Source organism: Halomonas cibimaris (assembly GCF_039537045.1).
GTDB classification, from domain to species: domain Bacteria; phylum Pseudomonadota; class Gammaproteobacteria; order Pseudomonadales; family Halomonadaceae; genus Vreelandella; species Vreelandella cibimaris.
On sequence record NZ_BAAAZT010000061.1, the window covers coordinates 1 to 24,589 of the forward strand.

A 24,589-nucleotide genomic window follows, 5' to 3' on the forward strand; every position below is an offset into this window, starting at 1 on the left:
GCTATCGCGACGCGTTACGATAAGCTCAAGCGAAACTACGAAAGCATAGTGGCCTTGGCGTGCAGCTTTTTATGGCTGCCAATGTGAAACGTCAACAGGCCCTAGACCGGGCGTTGTCAGCAGGCATAATCCGTCGATTTCTTGACACACATCAATTCATGGCGCTTATACAAAGGGAGATACCGCGGGCGGGCGCGCGCTCGCGTGGCGCACCGGCGGTTGACTCTGCACTAGGCGTCTGCGAAATATGAACGGCCATAATAAAGCTCAATTCATTAAGGGAACCTGCTATGAGTGCAGTCATTGCATTAGCGCTGGGCCTTGGCCTGATGGCGCTCGGGTACTTGGTGTACTCGAAGTTCATCGCCGAGAAGATTTTCCGGCTGGACCCGGATTTCAAGACGCCGGCCCACGAGTTCGAGGACGGCGTGGACTTCGTGCCCACCAACCGCTACGTGCTGTGGGGCCACCACTTCACCTCGGTAGCCGGGGCCGCGCCCATTGTGGGGCCGGCGATTGCGGTGATCTGGGGCTGGCTGCCGGCCTTTTTGTGGGTCAGCCTCGGCACCGTGCTGTTTGCCGGCGTCCACGATACCGGCGCGGTCTGGGCCAGCGTGCGCAACAGGGCCCGCTCGATCGGCGCGCTCACCGGCGACGTGGTGGGCAAGCGCGCGCGCAGCGTGTTCATGATCGTGATTTTCTTGCTGCTGCTGATGGTCAACGCGGTGTTTGCCGTGGTCATCGCCGGGCTGATGATGAAATACCCCAGTGCGGTGGTGCCGGTATGGGGCGCGATTGCGGTGGCGCTGGTGATCGGCCAGCTGATCTACCGGCGGATTCTGGGCCTGGCCGTGGTCTCGGTGATCGGCGTGGTGGCGCTGTACGCGCTGATCGGCATCGGGCCTTCCGTACCGGTGCAGATGCCCGAGCAGGTGGGGGCGATGTCCGGCAACGCGGTATGGATTCTGATCCTGTTCGGCTACGCCGCCGTGGCGTCGCTTTTGCCGGTGTGGATGCTGTTGCAGCCGCGGGACTATATTAACGGCCTGCAGCTGTTTATCGGCCTGATCATTCTTTACGGGGCGCTGGTGGTGTTCAACCCCACGCTGGTCGCGCCCATGGTCAACGCCGACGTGCCGGCGGGGACGCCGTCGATGCTGCCTTTGCTGTTTGTGACCATTGCCTGCGGGGCGATTTCCGGCTTCCACGGTCTGGTCGCCGGCGGCACCACCTCCAAGCAGCTGAACAAGGAAACCGACGCGCGCTTTGTGGGCTACTTCGGCGCGGTGGGGGAAGGCATGCTGGCGCTGGGGGCGATTCTTGCCGCCACCGCAGGCTTTGCCACCTACGGCGAGTGGAGTGCCATGTACGATGCCTTCGGCAAGGGCGGGGTCAACGCCTTTGTGGACGGCGGCGCCTACATCATCAGCAACGGCGTTGGCCTGCCGGAAACCACCGCGGCCACGCTTTTGACCGTGATGGCGGCACTTTTCGCCGGCACCACCATGGATACCGGCCTGCGCCTGCAGCGCTACATCTTCCAGGAGTGGGGCGCGATCTATAACCAGCAGTGGATGAAAAAGCCGGCGATTGCCACCTTGCTGGCCGTGGGCAGCTGTTTGGTGCTGGCCTTTGGCGCGGGGGCAGACGGCTCCGGCGGGCTGCTGATTTGGCCGCTGTTCGGCACCACCAACCAGCTGCTGGCGGGGCTGACCCTGCTGGTGGTGTCGGTGATGCTGATGCGCCTGGGCCGGCCGGTGTGGTACACCCTGGCCCCGCTGATCTTTTTGCTGAGCATGACGGTGCTGGCGCTGTTCGCCCAGCTCAAAAGCTTCTATCAGGCGGAAAACTACTTCCTGCTGGGGCTGGATATCGTGGTGCTGATCGCCTCGATTCTGGTGGCCATGGAGTGCGCCGCCACCCTCAAGCGGCTGCGCCAGGAAAAAGCCGAGCAGGCTGCCAAATAGCGCAGCATAGGCTTGCGCATGTGATGCAAGGCGGCCTGCGGGCCGCCTTTTTTGCGTTACCATGCAAGACGACAGCCACGTTTTTACGCGGGAGAACGCATGTCGGACGATGCCGAAACACCCCGGCGGGAAAAGCTCAAGGCCTGGCTTGGCCGAGCCCGTTATCTTGCCGAAGAGTATTACAGCGCCCCGTACCGCGGGGCGATTGCCCGGGCCAAGCGCGACGAAGACGACCTGTTCATGCTCATGGTGTTTTCCGAGCTGATGGGCGTGCCCAACCCGGTGAGCTACTACACCCTCGAGCTGCAGCCGCTGATGCTGGAGCGCTTTCACGACTGGCATCGGCGCATGGGCATGGAGCATTCGCCGCTGGACGATATGCGCTGCTGCTGACATTTTTCTTGACGGAATAACCCCATGAAACAACTTCTAAAGCGCCGCCTGCTGTGGGTAGGCGGCAAAGGCGGGGTGGGCAAGACCAGCGTCTCAGCGGCGCTGGCGCTGCTGGCCGCGCGGCGCGGGCGGCGGGTGCTGGTGGTTTCCACCGATCCTGCCCACAGCCTGGGCGACGTGTTTGACCGTGAGCTGGGCGATGCGCCGCGCCGGCTGGCGCCGGGGTTGGACGCCATGGAGATCGACCCGGACGCCGAGGTCGAGGCGCACCTCAAGCGCGTCACCAACCAGATGCGCCGCTTCACCGTGCCGCGGATGATGGACGAAATGGAGCGCCAGATGCGCCTGTCGCGCCAGTCGCCGGGCACTCAGGAGGCCGCGCTGCTGGAGCGCATCGCTCGCCTGGTGGTGGATGAAGGCGACGCCTACGACCTGATCGTGTTCGACACCGCTCCCACCGGCCACACCCTGCGTCTGCTGAGCCTGCCCGAGGCCATGGCCGCCTGGACCGACGGGCTTTTGTCCCATAGCCGCAAGTCCGAAGAGCTGAGCAAGGTGCTCAAGCACTTGACGCCAAAAGGCGGCCAGGACGTGGCCTCGCCCTTTGCCGACCCGGCCAGCGAAGACGACAGTGACCTGGACGACCGCGCCCGCTCGATTGCCGAGACGCTCAAGGACCGCCGCCGGCTGTTCATGCAGGCCCGTCGCGCGGTGGAAGATAAAAGCGTAAGCAATTTTGTATTCGTGCTGACGCCGGAGCGGCTGCCGATTCTGGAAACCGTGCGCTCGGTGGCCGCGCTCAAGGAGGCGGGCATTCCCGTGGCGGCCACGCTGGTCAATCGGGTGATCCCGGAAAACGCTGACGGCGAGTTTCTGCGCCGCCGCCGAGAGCAGGAAGGGCAGTATCTGGCGCGTATCGACCGCGAGCTTGCCGGCTACCCGCGGCCGCGGCTGCCGTGGCTGGCAACCGATATTCAGGGCATTGAGGTGCTTGAAGAGCTGGCCGGCCACCTGGAAACCGCCGGGTTCTAGAGCCCGGCGGCAAGAGAGGAAAGGCGAGGTAGCGAGAGCCGGGCAAGAGCCGGGTTAAAAATGCTCCGCCCGGGCGATGTCCCAGGCCTCGGCGTATTCTTCCGGTAGCTCGCCTTTGATAAACGCGCCGGAGGCCACCTGAGGATGAAGGAAGCGACAGGAGCGCGACGGGCCCTTCATCGAGCGGCGGAAAATATGCTGCGGGCCCAGCTCGTCGGGGCTTTCCAGCCCCAGCGTACCCACGATGTCCATAAACGAGGCCACTGTGGCCCTGTGGTAGTTATGCACCTGTTTGGATTTGCTTTCCACGTCCAGTGAGCGGCTGCGCGCCGGGTCCTGGGTGGCCACACCGGTGGGGCAGGTGTTGGCGTGGCAGCGCAGCGCCTGAATGCAGCCTACCGAGAACATAAACGCCCGGGCGGCGTTGCACATGTCCGCGCCCAGAGCGAGCTTTTCCACCATGTCAAAGCCCATGGCCACCTTGCCGCCGGCAATCACGGTGACCTCTTCGCGCTTGCCGATGCCCACCAGGCAGTTGTGCACAAACGGCAGTGCTTCGTTGATGTAGGTGCCGATAAAGTCGGAAAACTCCGTGGGTGCCGCCCCGGTGCCGCCTTCCGCGCCGTCCACGGTGATGAAGTCCGGCACGATGCCGGTTTCCAGCATGGCCTTGCACACTGCCATGAATTCGTGATGGCGGCCCAGGCACAGCTTGAAGCCCACCGGTTTGCCGCCGCTGAGCTCGCGCAGGCGCTGAAGAAAGCGCAGCATGCCAACGGGCGTGTCGAACGCCGGGTGGGAGGCCGGCGAGGCGCAGTCCTGTCCTATGGGAATTTCCCGGGTGCTGGCAATTTCCCGGTTGACCTTGCTGCCCGGCAAGAACCCGCCGTGTCCGGGTTTGGCCCCCTGAGAAAGCTTGAGCTCGATCATCTTGACCTGCTCGCGGGTGGCCTTTTGCGCGAAACGCTCGGCGTTGAAGGTGCCGTCGTCGTTGCGACAGCCAAAGTAGCCGCTGGCGATTTCCCAGATCAGATCGCCGCCGTGAACCTCGTGGTAGGGGCTGATCGCACCTTCGCCGGTGTCCTGGGCAAAATCGCCGAGTTTGGCCCCCTTGTTCATCGCCTCCACGGCGTTGCCGGAAAGCGAACCGAAGCTCATGGCGGAGATGTTCAGCCGTGAGGAGCTGTAGGGCTTTGAGCACTGGGCGTTGCCGATGGTCAGCCGGGCGTGGCGCGCGTCCACGACTTGGGGCACCAGCGAATGCTGGACAAAGTGAAAACCGGTGTCTTCCATGTCGCGGCGGGTACCGAACGGCGAAGTATCGCCCTCGCCCCGGGCGCGGGCATTGACGATTTCGCGCTGGGCGCGGTTAAACGGCCGGCCGCTGAGATCGGATTCAAAGAAATACTGGCGCATTTCCGGGCGAATGAACTCGAACAGATAGCGCATGTGGCCGATAACGGGATAGTTACGCAGCACGTTGCGGGTGGACCTCAGGTCCCGGGCGCCGAGCCACGCCAGTAGCGGCATGACGCTCCACAGCCATAGCCACTGCGGCGCCAGCAAGGCCAAAAGGCCACCCAGCAAAGCCGTTAAAGCCAGAAACGCGTAATACACCGCCAGGGGATTGCCAAACATGGTGGGCCTCTTGTTGATCGATTGCAGGGGAGATGACCGATCATGGTGCGCGTCTCGGTCACAACCTGCAATTCGCGGTTATTTGGCCATAAAAAAGCGGCCGCCGGGGCCGCCTGGTTCACTTCGAGGAAGTCGTTAGATCAGAGCTGGCCCAGCATAAGCTGGCTGGCCGCGCCGCCGCCAACGACGAGCAGGACAAACAAAATAAGCCCGAGGATAAAAGGGCGAACGCCCAGCGCCTTGAGCTTGTCAATGCGGGTTTCAAAGCCAAGGGCTGCCATGGCCATGGTCATGCCGATCTGGCCGCCGAGAATCAGCGTATCGTGCAGCGCGCCGGGCAGGGTGATGACGCTGTTGACGCCCACCATGGCCATGAAGCCGAAGGCAAACCAGGGAATGGTCAGCCGGGCCGCTTCGCCCACGGCGCTGCCATCCGCGCCGCTCTCGGCGTGGGCGGCCTGCCTGCGCAGCCACCACTGGCCAACGATCAGCAGGAAGGGTACCAGCAGCATCACCCGCACCAGCTTGACCACAATGGCGTTGGTCAACGCCTCGGGGCCTACGGCCTCGCCGGCGGCGACCACCTGGGCCACCTCATGGACGGTCGCGCCGATGTAGACGCCGTACAGGCCTTCGCTTACGTGCAGCACGGAGTACAGCAGCGGGTGGATCAGCATGGCCAGCGAGCCGAACAGCACCACGGTGGCCACGGCCATGGACGCCGCCGCCGGGCGTGAGCGAATGGTGGATTCCGTGGCGAGCACCGCCGCCGCGCCGCAGATGGCGCTGCCGGCGCTGGTCAGCAGGGTGGTTTCACGGTCCATGCCCAGCACCCGGGTGCCGATAAAGTAGCCCGCGGTCACCACGCAGCTGATGACGATGGCGTCCAGCAGGATGATTTTCGGCCCCAGGGCAAAGATCTGCTGCACGGTGAGCGAAAAGCCGAACAGCACGATGCCGCCGCGCAAAAGCCAGCGGGTGGCAAAGCCAAGGCCGGGTTTGGCCGCGCCGGCAAGGCCTCGGGCGGCGGGCAGGTTACCCAGCACCAGCCCCAGCAGCAGCGAGAACACCAGCGGGCTGACGCCGCTTTGGCTGATGCCCGGCAGCACCGAGATGCCAAATCCTGCCAGCGTGAGGGCGGCGCACAGAAACAGGCCTTGCCACATGGCGTTACTCCTTGAGGGGAAATCCACGCCATTCTAAGCGCCCGGCGGCGCTGTGATGATCGTGAAATCATCATATAACTGTTCGGTACAGCCGATAGAGCGATAACGGCTGAACGCATTTTCACAATAGAAGGAGTCGCAATGGAAACAACCGCAATGGAAACAGCCGCAATGGAAACAGCTGCAATGGAAACAGCCGCAGGGGAAAACAGTCGCCGGCGCTGGCCGCCAGCGGTAGCATAGCGTACGCCACCTCGGCCGCTACAGGCGGGCCGGAGTCTTGCCGCCACCAGGGAGCACAATGCCATGCGCCACGCCGTTACCTTTCGTCAGCTGGAAGTTTTTGTGGCCGTCACCCGGGAAGGCACGGTGGTGGCCGCGGCGCGGGCGCTGCGCCTGTCGCAGTCGGCTACAAGCCAGGCCCTGGGGGATCTGGAGCGCCATCTGGGCGTGGCGCTGTTTGAGCGGCTGGGGCGGCGCGTATGCCTTAACGACATGGGGCGAGCGCTGCTGCCCCGGGCCGAGCGCTTGCTTGACGGCATGGCGGAGTTTCTCGCCGCCGCCGAAGAGCCGGGCGGCACCCTGCAGGGCACGCTGAACGTCTCGGCCAGCGCCACCGTCGGCACTTATCTGTTGCCGACGCTGGCCGGGCGCTTCAGCGACGCCCACCCAGGCGTTGATCTGCGCTTGAAGCTGCGCAATACCGGCGAGGTCATCGGTGATCTGCTGCGTTTTGACGCCGATCTGGGGCTGATCGAAGGGCGCTGCCACGAGCCCCGGCTGCAAAGCGAAGCCTGGTGCGAAGACCGGCTGGTGATTATTGCCGCACCGGGCCACCCGCTGGCGCAAAAGCCGGCCGCTACCGTGACCAACGCCGAGCTGGCCGGCGCCCAGTGGATTTTGCGTGAGAACGGCTCAGGCACGCGAGAAATCTTCGAGGCGGCGGCGCTGGGCCACGTAAAGCAGCTCAACGTGCGCATGGAGCTAAGCCAGCACGAGGCGATTAAACAGGCGGTCAAGGCCGGGTTCGGGCTGGGCTGTTTGTCGCAGCTGAGCGTGGCCGGCGAGCTGGCCCGGGGCGAGCTGGTGGCGCTTGAAAGCGAGCTTGCGCTGATGCGGACGTTTTCGCTGGTGTGGCACCCCGAGCGCTATCGAAGCCCTTTGTGGCAGGCGTTCAAGGTGTTTTTAGTGGAGCAGCGCCGCAGCGTGCTACCGGCATAGAGCGCGATAGCCGCCCCACAGCCGGGTGGCCGCGGTGAGCAGGCAGGCCAGGGCAAAAAGCGTGGCCAGCCAGGCAAAGTGCCCGGGCAGCAGGCAAAAAAGCGTAAGCGCGATCACGGTTTCGGTGCCCTCGGTCAGCCCTTCCATATAGTAAAACGCCTTTTGCGGAAAGCGCGGGCGCTTTATGCCGCGCCGGTGGGCGGCAATGGCAAAGGCCAGAAACGACGTTGCCGTGCCCATAAAGGCAAACAGCAAAAACGCCGCGGCCAGCGCGTTGGCCGCCGGGTCGGCCAGCGCAAAGCCCAGCACCACGGCGGCGTAGAAGACGAAATCCAGCCCGATATCCAAAAACCCGCCGGCATCGCTTGCCTTGCCGGAAAGCCGTGCAAGCGCGCCGTCAAGCCCGTCGCCCAGGCGGTTGAGCGCAATCGCGACAAGCGCGGCGCCATAGTGCTCAAACGCCAGCAGCGGCAGTGCCGCCATGCCGATAACAAACGCGCCCAGCGTTACCTGATCCGGGGTTAGCCGGCCGTGAAACCGGCGCGCAAGGCGCGCCAGCGGGCGGTGGGTCAGCGGCATGGTAAAGCGGTCAAGCATGGCGGAAATCCTGTATTCTACGCGGCAAAAGGCGCAAGGCGCCGTGTACGATACATCACTTACAGAACGCGAAGGAGCCGGGATGCGCCTATTGCACACCGCCGACTGGCATCTGGGCCGGTTATTGCACAATCTTTCGCTGCTGGACGACCAGCGCGCCGTTCTCGACCGGCTGCTGGAGGTGGTCGACCGTGAGCGGGTGGACGCCGTGCTCATCGCCGGCGATATCTTTGACCGCTCGGTGCCGCCGGCGGCGGCGGTGGCGCTGCTTGACGAGGTGCTGCACGCGCTGTGCCAAACGCGCGGCGTGGCCGTGGTGATGATTAGCGGCAACCACGACGGCGCCCGCCGGCTGGGCTTTGGCGCGCGCCAGCTGCGAAAGTCCGGGTTGCATATTCTTTCTACGCTGGACGCTATTGCCGACCCGGTGACGCTTACCGCCGGCGGCGTCGAAGTTGACGTGTACGGCATTCCCTACGCCGACCCCGAACACGTGCGCAGCCGCTTCGGCGTTGACGTGCGCGACTTTGACGCCGCCCATCGCTACCTGGTGGAACGCATTGAGGCGCAGCGCGACCCCGAGCGCCGGGCGGTGCTGATGAGCCACTGCTTCGTCGCCGGCGGCAGCGCCTCGGATTCCGAACGGCCCTTGAGCCTGGGCGGCGCGGAAAGCGTGGCCTGGGAGCCCATGCGCGGATTCGACTACGTGGCGCTCGGCCACCTGCACGGCCCCCAGCAGCGCGGCGAGGCGCACATTCGCTACAGCGGCTCGCTGCTCAAGTACAGCTTCTCCGAGGCGGCCCACACCAAGGGCGTTACCCTGGTGGATATCGACGCCCGCGGCGTGCGCCGCATCACACCGCAAGCGCTTGTGCCGGTGCGCGAGGTGCGCGTGCTGGAAGGCGAACTGGACGACGTGATCGCCGCGGCGGCGGACGATCCGGCCGCCGACGACTACCTGCTGGTACGCCTGACCGACCGCCACGCCATCCTCGATCCCATGGGCAAACTGCGCGCGGTCTACCCCAACGTGCTGCACCTGGAAAAGCCCGGCATGCTGGCGCCGAGCGGCGAAGCACCGCGGGCCCGCCGGCACGGCGGCCTGGATGCGCTGGCAATGTTCGGGGATTTTTTTGAGCAGGTCAGCGGCCAAGCGCTGGACGCCGATCAGAAAGCCGCCGTGGCCGAGCTGATCACCGCTTTGGAGCGCGACCAGGAGGATACGCAATGACCCCGCTGTCGCTGACGCTGCAGGCCTTCGGCCCCTTTGCCGGCACCCAGACGCTGGACTTTGCCGCGCTGGGGCAAAGCCCGCTGTTTTTGATCAACGGGCCCACCGGCGCGGGCAAAAGCTCGCTGCTCGACGCCCTGTGCTTTGCGCTGTACGGCCAGACCACGGGCAACGAGCGCGAACCCGCGCAGATGCGCTGCGACCAGGCGGCGGCGGACCTGCTCACCGAGGTCACCCTCGACTTTCGCCTGCGCGGGACGAACTACCGGATCCGCCGGGTGCCCCAGCAGCAGCGCCCCAAGGCGCGCGGCGCAGGCACCACCACGCACCAGCCCGAAGCCCAGCTGTGGCGCCTTGACGCCGGCGGCGAGGTAGGCGAGTGTCGGGTCGCGCGCAAGGTAAACGACGCCACCGCCGAAGTGCAGGCGCTACTGGGGCTGGATGCCAAGCAGTTCCGCCAGGTCATGGTGCTGCCCCAGGGGCAGTTTCGCGAGCTGCTGCTGGCAAGCTCCGCCGAGCGCGAGCAGATCTTTGCCCGGCTGTTTCAAACCCACCTTTTTTCCCGCATTGAAGACCGGCTCGGCGAACGTGCCCGGGGCATTACCCGGGAGGTGAACGACCACTGCCAGCGCATGCAGGGCATTCTTGACGCCAGCAAAGTGGAAAGCGACGCCGCGCTGGACGAGGCCCTGGCAACCCTTGCCCCCGAGGAAAAAGCCGCCGCTGACGCCCTGGGTGCGGCGCGCTCGGCGCGCCAGCACGCCGAGCGCAATGAGCGCACCGGCGCCGAGCACCAGGCGCTTTTCGACGAGCAGCGCAAGCGAGAGGCGGCGTACGCTGAGCACCTCAAGGACGCAGCGCGGATCGAAACCGCCCGGGAACGGCTCAGGGCCCACGAGCAGACTCGGGCGCTGGATGCGCCGTTTACCGAGCGCCAAAGGGCCCGCCGGGAAGTTGCCGAGGCCGAGCAGGCGCTTGAGCAGCAAAGCGCCAGCGCCACCGCGCGCAATAAAGACAGCGACAGCGCCCGGCAGGCGCTGGCTGCTGCACGTCACGATTACGACGGCCTGGACGCGCTGCGCGAGCGGATGCAGGCGCTCACGCAAGCACTTAAACAGCGCCGGGACCTGGCGCAGAACGAGGCGCAGTGCGCTGCTGCAAAGGCCGAATGGCGCCGGCAGGCTCAGCGCTACGAGGCGCTGGACACCCAGCGCGAAGCCATCGAACAGCAAGGCGAGCAACGCAGAGAGGCGATTCGCCAGGCCGGAGACGAGCAGCAGACACTTGCCGGCAGCGAAGAGGCGCTGGGGCATCTTCAGGCGCAGTATCGCCGCCGCCACCGGCTGGACGAGCACGACGGCCGGCGTCCGGCGCTGGCCGCCGCGCTGAAACAGGCGGTTGGCGAGGCACAGAAGCGCGCCGCCGAGTCGGCCCGCGCCGACGAGCATGCCAAACGCCTGGCATTGCGCTGGCATCAGGGGCAGGCGGCGGCGCTGGCGGCCCGGCTGGAGCCGGCGTCGCCGTGCCCGGTGTGCGGCAGCCCCGATCATCCCGCCCCGGCCAACCAAAACGGCGAGGCAGTGAGCGAAGACGCCGTCCGCCAGGCGCGCGTTGCCCACGAAGAGGCGCTGGGCGCTGAATACCGGGCGAAGCAACACGCGCAGCTGATAGAGCAGCGCCTTGAGCATCACGACGCTCGCCGCGACGAATACGCCGCCGAGCTTGGCGAGCGCGCGGAGGCCTCCCTTGAGGCGCTGGCCGGCGAGTGCGAGGCCAAGCGCTGTGACAGCGCGCGCTATACCGAGCTTGGTGAGTACGTGGCGCAGCAGCAGCAGGCGCTGAACGAGCTGCGCCGGAACTGGTGCGAGCAGGACGCAGCGCTTAAAAAGCTTGCCCCGGCGCTGGAGGCGGCCAAGGCCGACTACCAGCAGTGGAAAGGCAAGTGCGAACAGCTGCGCGCCGCGCTGGCCGACGGCGATACCGCGCCCGAGGCGCTGGCACAGCAGCGCGACGGCGTAGGCGAAGAGATCACCCGGCGGGAAAACGCCTGGCAGCAGGCGCAGGAGCGCGCGCACCGGGCCGCCACTGCCTTGGCCGGGGCCGAGGCCGCCCGCGCCGCCGCCGAGCAGCGCGCCCGCGCCGCCGCCGCTGCGCTTGACCGGGCAGACACCGCCTGGCAGCAGGCGCTGGCCGAGAGCCCTTTCAGCGATGAAGAGGCGTTCTGGCTGGCACGGCTGCAAGCCGGTGAAAGTGAACGGCTAAGCGCTGAGGTCGAGCGCTACCGCGACCGGCTGAGCCGGCTGGAAAGCCTGCTGGAAACCGGCCGCGCGCGCCTTGAAGGTGTGGCACCGCCGGACCTTGACGCGCTCAAGGCGCGCACCGGCGAGGCGGCTGCCGCCGAAGCCCGGGCCGACGGCGAATGGCGCCGGCTAAGCGCCCGGCTCGGCCAGCTGCGCCAGGCGCGCCAGCAGCTTGACCAGGCCCGAGAGCAGCAGCAAGTGCTGGAAGACGAATACCGCGTGTGGGGCACGCTCAGCGAAGTGGCCAACGGGCATACCGGCCAGCGCGTGAGCCTGCAGCGGTTTGTGCTGGGCGTGCTGCTTGACGACGTGCTGATACAGGCGTCCATGCGGCTATCGCGCATGAGCCGCGGGCGCTATCAGCTGATACGCCGGGAGGAGCCGAGCAAGGGCAACCGCGCCTCGGGCCTTGAGCTTGACGTCACCGACACCTATACCGGCAAAAACCGCCCGGTGGCGACGCTGTCCGGCGGCGAATCGTTCATGGCGGCGCTGGCGCTGGCGCTGGGGCTTTCCGACGTGGTCCAGGCATGGGCCGGCGGCATTCAGCTCGACACTCTGTTTATTGATGAGGGCTTTGGCAGCCTTGACCGGGACGCGCTGGATCAGGCCATTGCCACTCTGGTGGAGCTGCAGCGGGGCGGGCGCATGATCGGCATCATTTCTCACGTCAGCGAGCTCAAAGAGCAGATGCCGCTGCGGATCGAAGTCAGTGCCGGTCGTTGCGGCAGTACGGTGGCGATTCGAGGCGCGTGACGCTGCGGTGCCGCCGGGCGCAAAGAGAAAAGGCCACAGGAAAAAGGAAAAAAGACAAGCCATATGGATACGCTTAATTTATGGCTGGCAACGGGGTTCGGCGTCGGTTTCATGCCGCTAGCGCCGGGAACGTGGGGCTCGCTATGGGGGCTGGCGCTGGCGTGGTGGCTGGGCAAGCAAAACCCCGGCCGTCAGGCGGCGGCGATCGCCGCGCTGGCGCTGCTGGCGGTGCCGGTGTGCCACCGGGCGTCAATGCAGTTTTTTATCGGCGATGACGCCGGCGGCATCGTGCTGGATGAAATCATCGCACTGCCGCTGGCGCTGCTGGGGCTCAGGCTTTGCCCGGGGCCGCCGGCGCGGCGCTGGCCGTGGCAGGTCGTGGCGTTCGGGCTGTTTCGCGGTTTCGACGCCTTCAAACCGCCGCCGGTCGGCTGGGCCGAAGCGCTGCCCGGCGGCTTGGGCATCGTAGCCGATGATCTGGCGGCCGCCGGGCTTGCCGGGCTGTGCCTGGCCGCACTGCTGGTTCTTTGCAGGCGCCTGCGCTTGGGGGCGGCGTAACCCGGTGATCAACGGCGGTCACTCAAAGGTAGGGCCGCCGGCCTCGTCGCCCCAGACCGCTTCCAGGCGATCGTCGCGGCCGCAGCGAAAGCGATAGAACTTGTAGCGCAGCGGGTTTTTTTCGTAGTAGTTCTGGTGGTAGTCCTCGGCGTCCCAGAACGTGCCGGCGGCGGCGAGTTCCGTGGCGATGGGCCGGTCGAAACGCTTTTGCATCTCGGCCAGGGACGCCTCGGCGAGTTCGCGCTGGCGTTCGTTGCGGTAAAAAATCGCCGAGCGGTACTGTGAGCCGCTGTCGCAGAACTGGCGATCTTCGGCGAAGGGGTCGACGTTGCGCCAGAAAATTTCCAAAAGCTGTGCGTAGCTGATGGTGTCGGGGTCGTAGGTGATCGCCACGGCTTCGGCGTGGCCGGTGCCGCCGCGCGAAACCTGCTCGTAGCCGGGGTCTTCCAGCTCGCCGCCGATATAGCCTGAAGTGGTGGCCTCTACCCCGGGCTGGCGATCGTAGGGCGGCTCCATGCACCAAAAGCAGCCGCCGGCGAAAATGGCCGTGCTGAGCCCGTCATTGGCGGTGCTTGAGGGGTCGGCGGCGTGGGCCGTGGCAGCGGCCAGGCCGGCGGCAAGCAGGCCGGCAAGCGGCAGAGAGCGGGCAGGTATCAGCATAAGTGTTCCTATAGCGTGGGAGCCCAAGGCTCGAAGTATGGTTGGCCGTCGGCCGGCGTGAGGCCGTCAGTGCAACTTCTTGGATGCGCCGTTCGTGTACGGGTTCCATAGGCTGTATCATTTTTGTCCATAAAAAAGGCCGGCCCACAATATTTTACGGTTTGTGTTGACGCGCGTTCGGGGAAAGGCCATGATGGCGTCAGTTGGTTAGCAAGTCGAACGTTGTCAGCAGCATCGAAGCGCCTTATGCGTTGAGTCTGGTGAAAGTTTCTTGTTCTACCCACTGCAACTCGGGTATTTCCCGGCTCTATATTTCGCTACATCGAGGATTTCGATCATGGCAACTGGTACCGTTAAGTGGTTCAACGACACTAAAGGCTTCGGCTTCATCTCTCCGGACGACAACGGTGACGATCTGTTCGTACACTTCTCCGAAATTCAGGCTGACGGCTTCAAATCCCTGCAAGACGGTCAGAAGGTTTCCTTCGACGTCACTCAGGGCAAGAAAGGCCTTCAGGCGTCCAACGTCGTAGCAAACGATTAATCGCTACGCCGTTTATGGCCGGCACCCACGCCGGCCAGCTGAAAAACCCCGCCACGGCGGGGTTTTTTGTTGTCCGGCTTTTGGCCGGCCGAGCATTGCGCTAGGGTACGTGTAACGCGCATCAGACGGGAAAAAGGTAAAGCGATGACACAGCAAAAGGAACGGATTATCGAGCCGTCGTCAGGGCGGCCGGCCAACGCCTGCGTGCTGATTCTTCACGGGCTGGGCGCGGACGGCCATGACTTTGCCCCGCTGATACCCCAGCTCGATCTTCCCACCGGGGCCGACGTGCGCTTTATCATGCCGCACGCCCCCAGCCTTGCGGTAACCGTCAACAACGGCATGATCATGCCGGCCTGGTACGACATTCTGTCCGCGGATCTGGCACGCAAGGTGGATACCGCGCAGCTGGCAGATTCCGCCGCGCGTATCCACCGGCTGCTCCATGAACAGATCGACCGGGGAATAGAGAGCCGGCGCATTATCGTGGCCGGATTTTCCCAGGGCGGGGCGGTTGCCTACCAGGCGGCGCTGACCTTTGGCCGGCCGCTGGGCGGGCTGCTGGCCATGTCGACCTATCTGGCCGACCCTGAAGTGCCGGGCCCGGGCGAAGGCGCTGCGCTGCCTATTGAGGCGCATCACGGCACTGCCGATCCGGTGGTGCCCGAAAGTCTCGGCCGCCAGGGGGCGGAGGCGCTGCGCGCGCTGGGGTACTCGGTAACGTATCGTACCTATGACATGGCCCATGCGCTGTGCCCCGCGCAGATCACCGATATCAGCCGGTTTCTGCGGGCGCAGCTGGGCTAGCCGGTGAAGAGCATGCGGCGAGGGCGCAGCGCTTGGCACCCCGAGCAGATACCGCAGCGCGGCTGGCGCGATGTCGCCTGGCGTGTCTACCGCGAAGCCGGCCAGCATCGCATTACGCTGCTGGCGGCGGGCGTGGCGTTTTATGCGCTGCTGGCGCTGTTTCCCGCCATTGCCGCGGTGGTTTCCATCGGCGGGCTTTTGTTTGATCCCTACGAGGCCGGCCAGCAGCTGCGCGAGCTTAGCCGCTTTATGCCGCCGGATGCCGCCGGGCTGATTGCCCGCCAGGCGCAAAAGGTGGCCGAAACCGCAGAGCAGCGCAGCGGCGTTGCCGCCCTAATCAGCGGAATAATTGCCATGGCCGTGGCGACCAAGGGCGTACGCGGGCTGATTACCGGGCTTAACGCGGTATACGGCGAAGGCGACTATCGCAGCCGAATGCGCCACGGCGCCATGGTCATGGCGCTGACGCTGGGGCTTTTGGCGATGACCCTGGTGACCCTGGGATTTATCGCGCTGATACCGTTTGCCGTGACGTATATGCCGCTGTCATCGCTGGTGGAGCGGCTGCTGTACTGGCTGCGCTGGCCGGTGCTGCTGGTGGTCATGAGCCTGCTGATTGCCCTGCTGTACCGCTTTGCGCCGTACCGTCGGGCGCCGCGCTGGCAGTGGCTGAGCGTGGGTACGCTGCTGGCAACGGTGCTGTGGCTTTTAGGCTCCGGCGGGCTTTCGCTGTATGCGCGCTATTTTTCCCGCTTCAGCGAGCTTTACGGTTCGCTGGGCGCGGTGGTGGTGCTGATGCTGTGGTTCTGGCTGTCCGCCTACGTGGTGCTGCTCGGGGCTGAGGTCAACGCCCAGCTGGAGCGCCAGACGTGCCGAGATACCACCGTGGGCCGCGAAAAACCGATGGGCCGCCGCCGTGCCTGGGCGGCGGATACCCTGGGGGCAGAACACCCCTGGCACCGCCCGGATGAACAAGGAGGCGACGATGACACCGGCCGTTGACGCCGCCAGAAAGGCGGGCATCGCGTTTACAACGCACACCTACGTTCATGAGCCAGGCGTTTCGTCCTACGGCCTTGAAGCCGCCGAGAAGCTGGGCGTTGCCCCCGAGCAGATTTTCAAAACGCTGGTGGCAAGCCTTGACGGCAAGCGCCTTGCGGTAGGCATCGTGCCGGTAGAACGCCGGCTTGGCCTAAAGCAGATCGCCCGGGCGGCGGGGGCAAAAAAGGCCGCCATGGCCGCGCCGGAGGAGGTGGAGCGCGCCACCGGCTACGTGCTGGGCGGGGTGAGCCCGCTGGGGCAGAAAAAGCGCCTGCCGACGTTTATCGACGCCTCCGCCGAGGCGCTGGGTGCAATCTACGTCAGCGCCGGCCGGCGCGGTCTGGATATCGCACTGGCGCCGGCGGACCTGGCCGCGCTGACGGCCGCTGATTTTGTGCCGCTGGCCGTGTAGCCGCGGGCTTTTCTGGTAAACTGCAGGTATTGGCGGCGGGCCGTTTTGGCGGCAGCCGCTCCCTTCTTCAGCTGTCCTTTTTCAGGTATTCCCTTGTCAACCACTTCCTTTTCGCGTCTGGCCCTGCCCGACGCTTTGCTGGCGAATCTCGATTCGCTTGGCTATCGCGCCATGACGCCGGTGCAGTCGCGCGCGCTGCCCGCCGCCCTTGAAGGCCGCGACGTGCTGGCCCAGGCGCAAACCGGCTCGGGCAAAACCGCCGCCTTCGGCCTTTCGCTTTTGGCGCGGTTGGATCTGGCATCCTCCCGGATTCAGGGGCTGGTGCTGTGCCCCACCCGGGAGCTTGCCGATCAGGTAGCCGAGGCGCTGCGCGCCCTTGCCCGCCGGCTGGCCAACGTCAAGGTGCTCACGCTTTGCGGCGGCGCACCCTTTGGCCCCCAGCTGGCCTCACTGGAGCACGGCGCGCACATCGTGGTGGGCACGCCCGGCCGGGTGGAAGACCACCTGCGCCGCGGCACGCTGCACCTTGGCGGGCTGGCCACGCTGGTGCTGGACGAAGCCGACCGCATGCTGGACATGGGCTTTCAGGCCGCGATTGACGATATCGCCGCGCAAACGCCGTCGCGCCGGCAGACGCTGCTGTTCAGCGCTACCTATCCGGCTGAGGCGGCCGAGGGCGGGCTGGCCGGCTTTACCCGGGGGCTGCTGCACGAGCCGCATATCGTGCGGGTGGAAGACACCCACAATGATGCGACCATCGAGCAGCACTTTTATGTGGTGGCGGACGAAGCGGCGCGCCTGGCCGCGCTGCGCCGGCTGCTGCTGTACTACCGGCCGGCAAGCGGCGTGGTGTTTTGCCATACCAAGCGCGACACCCACGCCGTGGCGGACGACTTGAACGCCGCGGGCATGCAGGCGCTGGCGCTCAACGGCGATCTCGAACAAAAGGACCGCGAGCGCATTCTGGTGATGTTTGCCAACCAAAGCGTTACGCTTTTGGTGGCCACCGACGTCGCCGCCCGGGGGCTGGACATCGACGGCGTCGACGCCGTGTTTAGCTTAGGCGTTGCCCACGAGCTGGACGTTCACACCCACCGGGTAGGGCGCACCGGCCGCGCCGGCAAGCAGGGCGTGGCCTGCACGCTGATCAGCGAGAAGGAGCGCTTTCGTCTGCTGCAGCTAAGCGAGCAGCAGGGCGAGGAATACGAGCCGGAACCGCTGCCGGAGGTGGCGGACACCACGCCGCTTGCCGCGCCCATGGCCACGCTGCAGCTGGGCGCGGGCAAAAAGGACAAGCTGCGCCCGGGGGATATTCTCGGCGCGCTCACCGGCGACGGCGGCATTGCCGGCGATCAGGTGGGCAAGATCAAGGTGCTTGCCCGCAGCGCCTATGTGGCGGTCGCGCGTGGCGCAGCCAGGCAGGCGCTGGCCAAGCTTGAACGCGACAGGCTCAAGGGGCGTAACGTCCGCGTGCGCCGCGTGACTCAATAGAACCTGGGAGACACTGACCGATTCATGAAAATTCCCAAACGACTCCAGCCGCTGATCGACGACGGCCTGATCAGCGCAGTCGAGCAGCAGCTGATGAGCGGCAAGGAAGCCCAGGTGTACGTGGTGCGCTGCGGCGACGAGCGGCGCTGCGCCAAGGTATTTAAAGAAGCCAAAAAACGCAGCTTCAAGCAGGCGGTGCAGTATCAGGAAGGCCGCCGGGAGCGCAACAGCCGCCGCGCCCGGGCCATGGCCAAAAAGACCCGCTACGGCCAGCAGCAGCAGGAACAGGCCTGGCTCACCGCCGAGGTGGACGCGCTCTACCGGTTGGCCGCTGCCGGCGTTCGCGTGCCCCAGCCCCACGGTTTTGTCGACGGTGTGCTGCTGATGGACATGATCACGGACGCCGAGGGCAACGTTGCGCCCAGGCTTGACGACGTGGCGCTTGACCCCGACACCGCCCGAGCCTATTACCAGAGCGTTCTGCGCGACGTGGTCAGGATGCTCTGCGCCGGGCTGATTCACGGCGATCTGTCCGAGTTTAACGTGCTCGAAGACGCCCAGGGGCCGGTGATTATCGACCTGCCCCAGGCGGTAGACGCCGCCGGCAACAACAGCGCCGAAGCCATGTTCAAGCGCGACGTGAACAACATGCGCGGCTACTTTGCCCGCACGGCCCCGGAGCTTGCCGAGACCTACTACGCCGAGGAAATCTGGGCGCTGTACGAGTCAGGCGAGCTGCACCCCGAGGCCGTGCTGACCGGCGAGTTCACCTTTGCCACCCACCTGGCCGACGTTGAGGAAGTGCTGGACGTGATCGACGACGCCAAAGAGGAAGAGGCCGAGCGTTTGGCGCGCCTGCGCGGCGATGATGAAGACGACGAATTCCGGTAGCGCTATAAGGAGTACGCGGTTTCATGTATGACACTCTGAGCACGGTTGCCGGCCAGTTCTTTGGCCTGACAGCGCTGCTACTTAGCGTGCTGGCTTTTTCCAGCCGCCGGGACGACCGGCTGATGGTGCTGCTGCTTGCAGCCAACGTAGCCTTTGCGCTGCAGTTTGCCGTGTTTCAGAGCTGGACGGCGGCGGCACTTTCGCTGCTGGTGCTTGTGCGCATTGCGCTTGCCCGCCGCTATCCGCGCAACACAGCCGTTATGGCCGCTGTGCTGACGGCAAGCCTCTTAGCCGCCGTGCTCACCTGGCAAGGCTGGGCCGACCTGCCTGCCGTGGCGGCCATGGTGCTGGGCACGGTGGGCATGTTTTTGCTTCGCGATATCCCCATGCGCGTCTTTTTGGGGCTGGCGGCGGTGGCCTGGACGCTTAGCCACCTCATCGTGGGGTCGGTTGGCGGGGCGCTGGCCGAAATGATGATTATCGTGACCAACGCCGTTACCGTTTATCGCCTGTACCGCGCCAGACGGCGCTACCCGGGCGTGTTCGACTAGCCGCCGGGACGAGCGTTTATTTTCCACAGGAGAGCCCATGTTCAGGCGTGTGTTGCAGCCGCTGTTTGACTATTTTGAAACGCGCATCTATCCGTATCCTGAAGGCAATGTGGCCACGCCGCCGCGCGGGCTGTTGCCGTTTCTCTGGCACTTTTCCCGCCCTTTGCTACCCATGCTGCTGTGGATGTCGCTGGCCACCGCGCTGGTGTCGGCCTCCGAGGTGGTGTTTTTCCACTACATGGGCGAGCTGGTGGACTGGCTTTCAGGCGTTGAGCGCGAGGGTTTCTGGCAGGCCCACGGGCTTACGCTGATCGGCGTCGGGTTTTTGGTGCTGATCGGGCTGCCGCTTCTGGTGCTTTTGCAGTCGCTTGTGACCAATCAGAGCATTTTCGGCAACTACCCGATGATCGGGCGCTGGATTTCCCACCGCCACATGCTCAGCCAGAGCCTGGCGTTCTATCAGGACGAGTTTGCCGGGCGGGTGTCGCAGAAGGTGATGCAAACCGCACTTGCCATGCGCGAAACCGTGACCAAGGTGATGGACCTGCTGGTCTACGCCATTGTTTATTTTGCCGGCGCGGCGGTATTGCTGTTTCAGGCCGACGTCTGGCTTGCCGTGCCGCTGCTGGCGTGGCTGGTGGGATATCTGGCGATCATGCGTTTTTTCGTTCCGCGCCTGCGTCAGGTCTCCATGGCCCAGGCCAACGCCCGGGCGCAGATGACCGGCCGAGTAGTGGACAGCTACAGCAACATCCAGACCATCAAGCTCTTTGCCGATACCCGCCACGAGCAGAACTACGCCCGGGAAGCCATGCGGGGCTTCATGTCCACGGTGCACGGCCAGATGCGCCTGGTGACGCTTTTGAGCGTGTGCTTGACGCTGCTTAATACGCTGCTGCTGGTGGGTATGGCGGCGACGGTGCTGGTGGCCTGGTATACTCAGGTTATCTCGCTGGGGGTGCTGGCCATTGCCATTGCCCTAGTGATGCGCGTGCGCTTTATGTCCGACTGGATTCTGGACGAAGTCGCCCGGCTGTTTGAAAACATCGGTACCGTCCAGGACGGCATGAACACCATTGCCAATACGCCCCAGGTTCAGGACGCGCCCGATGCGGGCGAGCTTGCCGTACCCCGAGGCGAAATCCGCTTTGAGGACCTGCACTTTGGCTACGTCGAGGCGGACGGCGACTACAAGGCGGTGTTCGACGGGCTGGATCTGACCATTGCCTCGGGGGAGAAAGTCGGGCTCATTGGCCGCTCCGGCGCGGGCAAGTCGACGCTTGCCAACCTGCTGCTGCGCTTTTTTGATCTTCAGGGCGGGGCGATCCGCATCGACGGGCAGAACATTGCCGAGGTCACCCAGTCCTCGCTGCGCCACCAGATCGGCATGGTCACCCAGGACACGTCGCTTCTGCACCGCTCGCTGCGCGACAACATCCGCTACGGCAGCCCCGAGGCCAGCGACGAGGCCGTCTGGGCCGCCGTGCGCCAGGCCCACGCCGACGAGTTCATCGATGATCTGGTGGATCCCCAGGGGCGCCGCGGGCTGGATGCCCACGTTGGCGAGCGCGGGGTGAAGCTTTCCGGCGGCCAGCGTCAGCGCATCGCCATTGCTCGGGTGCTGTTGAAGAATGCGCCGCTTTTGGTGCTGGATGAAGCCACCTCGGCGCTGGACTCCGAGGTCGAGGCGGCGATCCAGGAACAGCTCGAGCACCTGATGCAGGGCAAGACGGTGATCGCCATTGCCCATCGGCTATCCACGATCGCCATGCTCGATCGGCTGCTGGTAGTGGACGAGGGGCGCATTGTCGAGGCCGGCACCCACAGCGAGCTGCTGGCCAAAGGCGGTATCTACGCCCGCCTGTGGAAGCACCAGTCGGGCGGATTTATCGGCCTGGATGAAAATGGCCAGGGCGAAGAAGAGCGAGGCAGTGAGGAAAGCGCTTAGGCCCTGGCGCTCGCGTCGTCATCCTCGGGAAATTCGGCGTTGTGGTAGATATTTTGCACGTCGTCGAGGTCGTGGAGCATCGCCAGCAGCTTTTCCAGCGCCGCCACGTCGTCGCCCTCCACCGGCGTGGTGGTCTGGGGCAAAAACTGGATATCGTCGGCTTCGAAGTCCAGCTCGCCGAAGGCGTCCACCAGCGCCTGGCGCGCCTGGGCATATTCGGTGTGCGGGGCAAAGACGGTAATCTGCCCGTCTTCGCACTCGATGTCGGTAACGTCGACGTCGGCTGCCATCAATGCTTCCAGCACGGCCTCTTCGTCCTCGCCGGCGAAGGCGAAAATCGCGCAGTGGTCAAACAGGTGGCTGACGCTGCCCGGCGTGCCGATCTTGCTCTTGGCCTTGGTGAAACAGCCGCGAACGTCGCCGATGGTGCGATTGGCGTTGTCGGTCAGGCACTCGATGATGAGCATCGCATTGCCCGGGCCGAAGCCTTCGTAGCGCGCCGGGGAAAAATCCTCGCCGCCGGCGCCGGCGGCTTTGTCCAGCGCCTTGTCGATGACGTGGGCGGGCACCTGGTCCTTCTTGGCGCGGTCGAGAAGGGCACGCAGCGCCAGGTTGCTGTGAGGGTCGGGGCCGCCGGACTTGGCGCAGACGTAAATCTCGCGCCCGTACTTGCTGTACACCTTGGTCTTGGCGTCGGCCGTTTTGGCCATGGATTCCTTGCGGTTCTGAAAAGCCCTACCCATGTTGCAGTCCTGTGTTGGTTCAACGCGGCGGCCGGGATCGGCACGGCATAAAGGACCCTTGATTTTACGCCACAAGCGACGGCGAGGCCATGCCGGCGCCTTGTTGGCCGCCGACCGATGCGCTATGGTCAGGCCTGGATGACACGGGGTGTCCCGCCACACGCGGGGCTGAGACCACACCCGCCGAACCTGATCCGGCTCATACCGGCGAAGGGATGTCAGCGCAGTGCTCGGCCGAGCGCTCGGCGTGCGCCCTTCGTCGTGCTGGACTTCACCAAAAGGGCTACATGATGAGTACTGCTTCTTCTCCTGTCGCGCTGCCGCTTGAGCAGCAGGTTGTGCTGGTCACCGGCGCCGGCCGCGGGCTTGGCGCAAGCCTGGCGCGCGCTTTCCTCAATACCGGCGCCCGAGTCGTTATCAACTACCGTAACAGCGCTGCGGGTGCCGAAGCCGTGGCGGCGGAAGCGCCGGACCGCGCGCTGGCGGTCCAGGCCGACGTCTGCGACGCCGCTGCCGTTAACGCCATGTTTAACGCCGCCGCCAGGCATTTCGGCGCGCCGGTGACGACGGTGATCAACAACGCGCTGCCGGATTTTTCCTTCAACGGCGACAGCCGCCCGGATGCCGATTCGCTCACCTGGGAGCACCTGGAGCAGCAGTTCAGGGGGGTGAACCAGGGTGCGCTCAACGTCATTCAGGCGGCCCTTGCCGGCATGCGCGAGCAGGGCTTTGGCCGCGTGGTCAACGTGGGCACCAACCTCTTCCAGAACCCCATCGTGCCGTACCACGACTACACCGCAGGCAAGGCCGCGCTGCTCTCGCTGACGCGCACCTTCGCCCACGATCTGGGGCCTGACAACATCACCGTCAACATGATTTCCGGCGGGCTTTTGCGCACCACCGACGCCTCCGCCGCCACGCCGGATGAGGTCTTTGACCTGATTGCCGCCAGCACACCGCTGCGCCGGGTGGTCACCCCCGATGAGTTTGCCGACGCCGCGCTGCTGTTCGCCTCGCCCTGGAGCCGGGCGGTCACCGGGCAGAATCTGGTGGTCGACGGCGGACTGGTGAAAAACTGATGTCCATGCATCTGAACCTTTTCATCATGGGCTGCGGCCACCACCGCGCCGCTTGGCGCCACCCGCAGTCCGCCGCCGAGAAAATGGGCGATATTCGCCACTTCGAGGCGCTGGCGCGCACCGCCGAGCGGGGCAGGTTCGACGCCGTCTTCTTCGCCGACGGCCACGCCGCGGGCAACGTCGCCGGCGGGCCGCTGTGGTTTCTTGAGCCCTTGACCGCGCTTTCCGCCATGGCCCGGGCCTCCGAGCATATTGGCCTGATCTCGACGATTTCGAGCACTTTCTATACGCCGTTTCACGCCGCCAGGCTGCTCGCCTCGCTGGACCATATTTCCGACGGGCGCATGGGCTGGAACCTGGTCACCTCAATGTTCGACACTGAGGCGCGCAACCACGGCTATACGGCCATGCCTCCCCACGCCGAGCGCTACGCCAGGGCCGAGGAGTTTGCCGATACGCTGCTGGCGCTGTGGGACAGCTGGGGCGACGACGCCCTGCGTCTTGACCGCGCCGGCAGCTTTGCCGATCCGGACAAGGTGCGGCCGATTAACCACCGCGGCGAGCACTTCCTGGTGGACGGCCCGCTCACCGTGCCGCGTTCGCCCCAGGGCCGGCCGGTGCTGTTTCAGGCGGGCGCCTCCGACCAGGGCTGCGACCTAGCCGCCCGCTACGCCGAGGCGATCTACGCCGTGGCCTACGATCTGGAATCGGCGCAGGATTATTACCGCGATATCCAGGCGCGGGTCGCCGCCGCCGGGCGGTCGCCGGTGCCGGTCATGCCGGGGCTGGTGACTTACGTGGGCTCTACCATGGACGAGGCCCGCGCCCGCCAGCGCGAGCTTGACGAGCTGTTGCCCATGGCGGATTCGCTCCATCAGCTGGGCACCTTCATCGGCCAGGATTGCAGCGACTGGGAGTTGGATGCCCCCATGCCCCAGCTGCCGCCGCTTGAGGAATTTACCGGGCCCAAGGGGCGCTACGCGACCATTCTGCGCATTATCGAGTGCGAGCAGCCCACGCTTCGCCAGCTGCTCGGCCGGCTCGCCGCCGGCGGCGGGCACTGCACCATGATCGGCACGCCGGAGAGCATCGCCGACGAAATGCAGCGCTGGGTGGAGCAGGGCGGCGCCGACGGCTTCAATCTGATGCCGCCGTCGCTGCCGTCGAGCATCGACGACTTCGTCGATCAGGTGGTGCCGGTGCTGCAAAAGCGCGGGCTCTTCCGCCGGGAATATACGGCAAGCACTCTGCGCGGGCATTTGGGGCTGGAGCGCCCAGGGGCGTGAGATTTTGTGTTCTGTGTCATTGCAAGCACTTACTCCGCTGGGTCATTGCGAGCGCAGCGAAGCAATCTCGGGGTTGGTTGCTACCGGCACAGTAAGAGATCGCCACGTCGCTTCGCTCCTCGCGACGACGGTAGTGGGAAAAGTGCATACGCCCCCTATGTCATTGTGAGCATGTAACTATTTAGCTCATGCTGCCTGATCCAGCTCGTCCTCTCGCATGAAGGCAGGCACCTCACCGGCAAACAGTTGCTCCAGCGCCGTGTGCGCCGCCAGGCCC

The 24,589-nt window shown here is 65.3% G+C and carries 22 protein-coding genes, 1 pseudogene and 1 riboswitch; of the genes and pseudogenes, 18 read left to right on the forward strand and 5 right to left on the reverse strand.

The features are described from left to right. The 4 genes and pseudogenes from ABD654_RS06475 to ABD654_RS06490 form a co-directional block, all read left to right on the forward strand. Positions 1-87, forward strand: a pseudogene (locus tag ABD654_RS06475) (IS5/IS1182 family transposase); the annotation flags it as partial. A 203-nt stretch (positions 88-290) separates the two neighbouring features. Further along, positions 291-1,967: a carbon starvation CstA family protein gene (locus ABD654_RS06480; protein WP_344703440.1), complete on the forward strand. Its 1,677-nt coding sequence runs from the start codon at positions 291-293 to the stop codon at positions 1,965-1,967. A gap of 99 nt (positions 1,968-2,066) precedes the next feature. Beyond that, positions 2,067-2,360 carry a cory-CC-star protein gene (locus ABD654_RS06485; RefSeq protein WP_344703442.1) on the forward strand — a complete coding sequence of 98 codons (294 nt, stop codon included), beginning with the start codon at positions 2,067-2,069 and terminating at the stop codon, positions 2,358-2,360. Between the two features lie 24 nt (positions 2,361-2,384). Continuing rightward, the gene (locus ABD654_RS06490; RefSeq protein WP_344703444.1) at positions 2,385-3,392 is read left to right on the forward strand and encodes an ArsA family ATPase; all 1,008 of its coding nucleotides are present in this window, start codon (positions 2,385-2,387) and stop codon (positions 3,390-3,392) included. Between the two features lie 54 nt (positions 3,393-3,446). Here the strand turns inward: ABD654_RS06490 and ABD654_RS06495 are convergent, their stop codons facing one another. Together ABD654_RS06495 and ABD654_RS06500 are read right to left on the reverse strand one after the other, a co-directional pair. Next, positions 3,447-5,030 (reverse strand): FMN-binding glutamate synthase family protein, encoded by a 1,584-nt coding sequence (locus ABD654_RS06495; RefSeq protein WP_344703446.1) that lies wholly within the window; start codon positions 5,028-5,030, stop codon positions 3,447-3,449. Between the two features lie 140 nt (positions 5,031-5,170). Beyond that, a complete protein-coding gene (locus ABD654_RS06500; RefSeq protein ID WP_344703448.1) occupies positions 5,171-6,196 on the reverse strand; it encodes a YeiH family protein in 1,026 nt (341 codons plus the stop codon). Positions 6,197-6,502: 306 nt separating this feature from the next. On the opposite strand from ABD654_RS06500, the gene ABD654_RS06505 reads away from it, so the two are divergent. Further along, on the forward strand, positions 6,503-7,417 hold the full coding sequence (locus tag ABD654_RS06505; RefSeq protein ID WP_344703450.1) for a LysR substrate-binding domain-containing protein: 915 nt from the start codon (positions 6,503-6,505) through the stop codon (positions 7,415-7,417). Here ABD654_RS06505 and ABD654_RS06510 read toward each other — a convergent pair. Next, the gene (locus tag ABD654_RS06510; protein WP_344703452.1) at positions 7,406-8,014 is read right to left on the reverse strand and encodes a CDP-alcohol phosphatidyltransferase family protein; all 609 of its coding nucleotides are present in this window, start codon (positions 8,012-8,014) and stop codon (positions 7,406-7,408) included. The genes ABD654_RS06505 and ABD654_RS06510 overlap by 12 nt on opposite strands. 82 nt (positions 8,015-8,096) lie before the next feature. Here ABD654_RS06510 and ABD654_RS06515 point away from each other — a divergent pair, with 82 nt between their 5' ends. The 3 genes from ABD654_RS06515 (at position 8,097) to ABD654_RS06525 (ending at position 12,859) form a co-directional block, all read left to right on the forward strand. Beyond that, entirely contained in the window at positions 8,097-9,245 is a 1,149-nt protein-coding gene (locus tag ABD654_RS06515) for an exonuclease SbcCD subunit D (RefSeq protein ID WP_344703454.1), read from the forward strand. Then, positions 9,242-12,301 (forward strand): AAA family ATPase, encoded by a 3,060-nt coding sequence (locus ABD654_RS06520; protein WP_344703456.1) that lies wholly within the window; start codon positions 9,242-9,244, stop codon positions 12,299-12,301. The genes ABD654_RS06515 and ABD654_RS06520 overlap by 4 nt, the downstream gene beginning before the upstream one ends. A gap of 63 nt (positions 12,302-12,364) precedes the next feature. Next, positions 12,365-12,859, forward strand: a complete 495-nt coding sequence (locus ABD654_RS06525) for a phosphatidylglycerophosphatase A family protein (RefSeq protein ID WP_344703458.1) — start codon at positions 12,365-12,367, stop codon at positions 12,857-12,859. An 18-nt stretch (positions 12,860-12,877) separates the two neighbouring features. On the opposite strand, the gene msrA is transcribed toward ABD654_RS06525, so the two are convergent. Continuing rightward, positions 12,878-13,519, reverse strand: a complete 642-nt coding sequence (msrA, locus tag ABD654_RS06530) for a peptide-methionine (S)-S-oxide reductase MsrA (RefSeq protein WP_344703460.1) — start codon at positions 13,517-13,519, stop codon at positions 12,878-12,880. A gap of 337 nt (positions 13,520-13,856) precedes the next feature. On the opposite strand from msrA, the gene ABD654_RS06535 reads away from it, so the two are divergent. The 8 genes from ABD654_RS06535 to ABD654_RS06570 all read left to right on the forward strand — a co-directional run bounded on the left by ABD654_RS06535 (position 13,857) and on the right by ABD654_RS06570 (position 21,204). Next, entirely contained in the window at positions 13,857-14,063 is a 207-nt protein-coding gene (locus ABD654_RS06535) for a cold-shock protein (protein WP_344703463.1), read from the forward strand. Positions 14,064-14,207: 144 nt separating this feature from the next. Beyond that, on the forward strand, positions 14,208-14,870 hold the full coding sequence (locus ABD654_RS06540) for an alpha/beta hydrolase (protein ID WP_344703465.1): 663 nt from the start codon (positions 14,208-14,210) through the stop codon (positions 14,868-14,870). A 12-nt stretch (positions 14,871-14,882) separates the two neighbouring features. Then, positions 14,883-15,872 (forward strand): YihY/virulence factor BrkB family protein, encoded by a 990-nt coding sequence (locus ABD654_RS06545; RefSeq protein WP_344703467.1) that lies wholly within the window; start codon positions 14,883-14,885, stop codon positions 15,870-15,872. Next, positions 15,856-16,323, forward strand: coding sequence for a Cys-tRNA(Pro) deacylase (gene ybaK / locus ABD654_RS06550; protein WP_344703469.1), 468 nt, complete (start codon positions 15,856-15,858; stop codon positions 16,321-16,323). The genes ABD654_RS06545 and ybaK overlap by 17 nt, the downstream gene beginning before the upstream one ends. A 93-nt stretch (positions 16,324-16,416) precedes the next feature. Beyond that, on the forward strand, positions 16,417-17,814 hold the full coding sequence (dbpA, locus tag ABD654_RS06555; RefSeq protein ID WP_344703471.1) for an ATP-dependent RNA helicase DbpA: 1,398 nt from the start codon (positions 16,417-16,419) through the stop codon (positions 17,812-17,814). A 24-nt stretch (positions 17,815-17,838) separates the two neighbouring features. Then, the gene (locus ABD654_RS06560) at positions 17,839-18,705 is read left to right on the forward strand and encodes a PA4780 family RIO1-like protein kinase (protein ID WP_344703473.1); all 867 of its coding nucleotides are present in this window, start codon (positions 17,839-17,841) and stop codon (positions 18,703-18,705) included. 23 nt (positions 18,706-18,728) lie between these two features. Then, positions 18,729-19,256, forward strand: coding sequence for a YgjV family protein (locus ABD654_RS06565; protein WP_344703475.1), 528 nt, complete (start codon positions 18,729-18,731; stop codon positions 19,254-19,256). A 37-nt stretch (positions 19,257-19,293) separates the two neighbouring features. After that, positions 19,294-21,204 carry an ABC transporter ATP-binding protein gene (locus tag ABD654_RS06570; RefSeq protein WP_344703477.1) on the forward strand — a complete coding sequence of 637 codons (1,911 nt, stop codon included), beginning with the start codon at positions 19,294-19,296 and terminating at the stop codon, positions 21,202-21,204. On the opposite strand, the gene ABD654_RS06575 is transcribed toward ABD654_RS06570, so the two are convergent. Next, the gene (locus ABD654_RS06575; RefSeq protein ID WP_344703479.1) at positions 21,201-21,947 is read right to left on the reverse strand and encodes a YebC/PmpR family DNA-binding transcriptional regulator; all 747 of its coding nucleotides are present in this window, start codon (positions 21,945-21,947) and stop codon (positions 21,201-21,203) included. The genes ABD654_RS06570 and ABD654_RS06575 overlap by 4 nt on opposite strands. Positions 21,948-22,081: 134 nt before the next feature. Further along, positions 22,082-22,180, forward strand: a riboswitch (TPP riboswitch). A 57-nt stretch (positions 22,181-22,237) separates the two neighbouring features. Here ABD654_RS06575 and ABD654_RS06580 point away from each other — a divergent pair. Continuing rightward, entirely contained in the window at positions 22,238-23,026 is a 789-nt protein-coding gene (locus tag ABD654_RS06580; protein ID WP_344703481.1) for a 3-oxoacyl-ACP reductase, read from the forward strand. Continuing rightward, the gene (locus tag ABD654_RS06585) at positions 23,026-24,312 is read left to right on the forward strand and encodes an LLM class flavin-dependent oxidoreductase (protein ID WP_344703483.1); all 1,287 of its coding nucleotides are present in this window, start codon (positions 23,026-23,028) and stop codon (positions 24,310-24,312) included. The genes ABD654_RS06580 and ABD654_RS06585 overlap by 1 nt, the downstream gene beginning before the upstream one ends. Positions 24,313-24,589: the final 277 nt, after the last annotated feature.

What these genes read in the sequence shown, in the direction of transcription:
- ABD654_RS06525 (WP_344703458.1), top strand. Translation starts at nt 12,365, where the DNA reads ATGGATACGCTTAATTTATGGCTGGCAACGGGGTTCGGCGTCGGTTTC.
- ABD654_RS06565 (WP_344703475.1), top strand. Translation starts at nt 18,729, where the DNA reads ATGTATGACACTCTGAGCACGGTTGCCGGCCAGTTCTTTGGCCTGACA.
- ABD654_RS06545 (WP_344703467.1), top strand. Translation starts at nt 14,883, where the DNA reads ATGCGGCGAGGGCGCAGCGCTTGGCACCCCGAGCAGATACCGCAGCGC.
- ABD654_RS06540 (WP_344703465.1), top strand. Translation starts at nt 14,208, where the DNA reads ATGACACAGCAAAAGGAACGGATTATCGAGCCGTCGTCAGGGCGGCCG.
- ABD654_RS06505 (WP_344703450.1), top strand. Translation starts at nt 6,503, where the DNA reads ATGCGCCACGCCGTTACCTTTCGTCAGCTGGAAGTTTTTGTGGCCGTC.
- ybaK (WP_344703469.1), top strand. Translation starts at nt 15,856, where the DNA reads ATGACACCGGCCGTTGACGCCGCCAGAAAGGCGGGCATCGCGTTTACA.
- ABD654_RS06520 (WP_344703456.1), top strand. Translation starts at nt 9,242, where the DNA reads ATGACCCCGCTGTCGCTGACGCTGCAGGCCTTCGGCCCCTTTGCCGGC.
- ABD654_RS06535 (WP_344703463.1), top strand. Translation starts at nt 13,857, where the DNA reads ATGGCAACTGGTACCGTTAAGTGGTTCAACGACACTAAAGGCTTCGGC.
- ABD654_RS06560 (WP_344703473.1), top strand. Translation starts at nt 17,839, where the DNA reads ATGAAAATTCCCAAACGACTCCAGCCGCTGATCGACGACGGCCTGATC.
- ABD654_RS06495 (WP_344703446.1), bottom strand. Translation starts at nt 5,030, where the DNA reads ATGTTTGGCAATCCCCTGGCGGTGTATTACGCGTTTCTGGCTTTAACG.
- msrA (WP_344703460.1), bottom strand. Translation starts at nt 13,519, where the DNA reads ATGCTGATACCTGCCCGCTCTCTGCCGCTTGCCGGCCTGCTTGCCGCC.
- ABD654_RS06575 (WP_344703479.1), bottom strand. Translation starts at nt 21,947, where the DNA reads ATGGGTAGGGCTTTTCAGAACCGCAAGGAATCCATGGCCAAAACGGCC.
- ABD654_RS06515 (WP_344703454.1), top strand. Translation starts at nt 8,097, where the DNA reads ATGCGCCTATTGCACACCGCCGACTGGCATCTGGGCCGGTTATTGCAC.
- ABD654_RS06490 (WP_344703444.1), top strand. Translation starts at nt 2,385, where the DNA reads ATGAAACAACTTCTAAAGCGCCGCCTGCTGTGGGTAGGCGGCAAAGGC.
- ABD654_RS06570 (WP_344703477.1), top strand. Translation starts at nt 19,294, where the DNA reads ATGTTCAGGCGTGTGTTGCAGCCGCTGTTTGACTATTTTGAAACGCGC.
- ABD654_RS06485 (WP_344703442.1), top strand. Translation starts at nt 2,067, where the DNA reads ATGTCGGACGATGCCGAAACACCCCGGCGGGAAAAGCTCAAGGCCTGG.
- ABD654_RS06480 (WP_344703440.1), top strand. Translation starts at nt 291, where the DNA reads ATGAGTGCAGTCATTGCATTAGCGCTGGGCCTTGGCCTGATGGCGCTC.
- ABD654_RS06585 (WP_344703483.1), top strand. Translation starts at nt 23,026, where the DNA reads ATGTCCATGCATCTGAACCTTTTCATCATGGGCTGCGGCCACCACCGC.
- ABD654_RS06510 (WP_344703452.1), bottom strand. Translation starts at nt 8,014, where the DNA reads ATGCTTGACCGCTTTACCATGCCGCTGACCCACCGCCCGCTGGCGCGC.
- ABD654_RS06580 (WP_344703481.1), top strand. Translation starts at nt 22,238, where the DNA reads ATGAGTACTGCTTCTTCTCCTGTCGCGCTGCCGCTTGAGCAGCAGGTT.
- ABD654_RS06500 (WP_344703448.1), bottom strand. Translation starts at nt 6,196, where the DNA reads ATGTGGCAAGGCCTGTTTCTGTGCGCCGCCCTCACGCTGGCAGGATTT.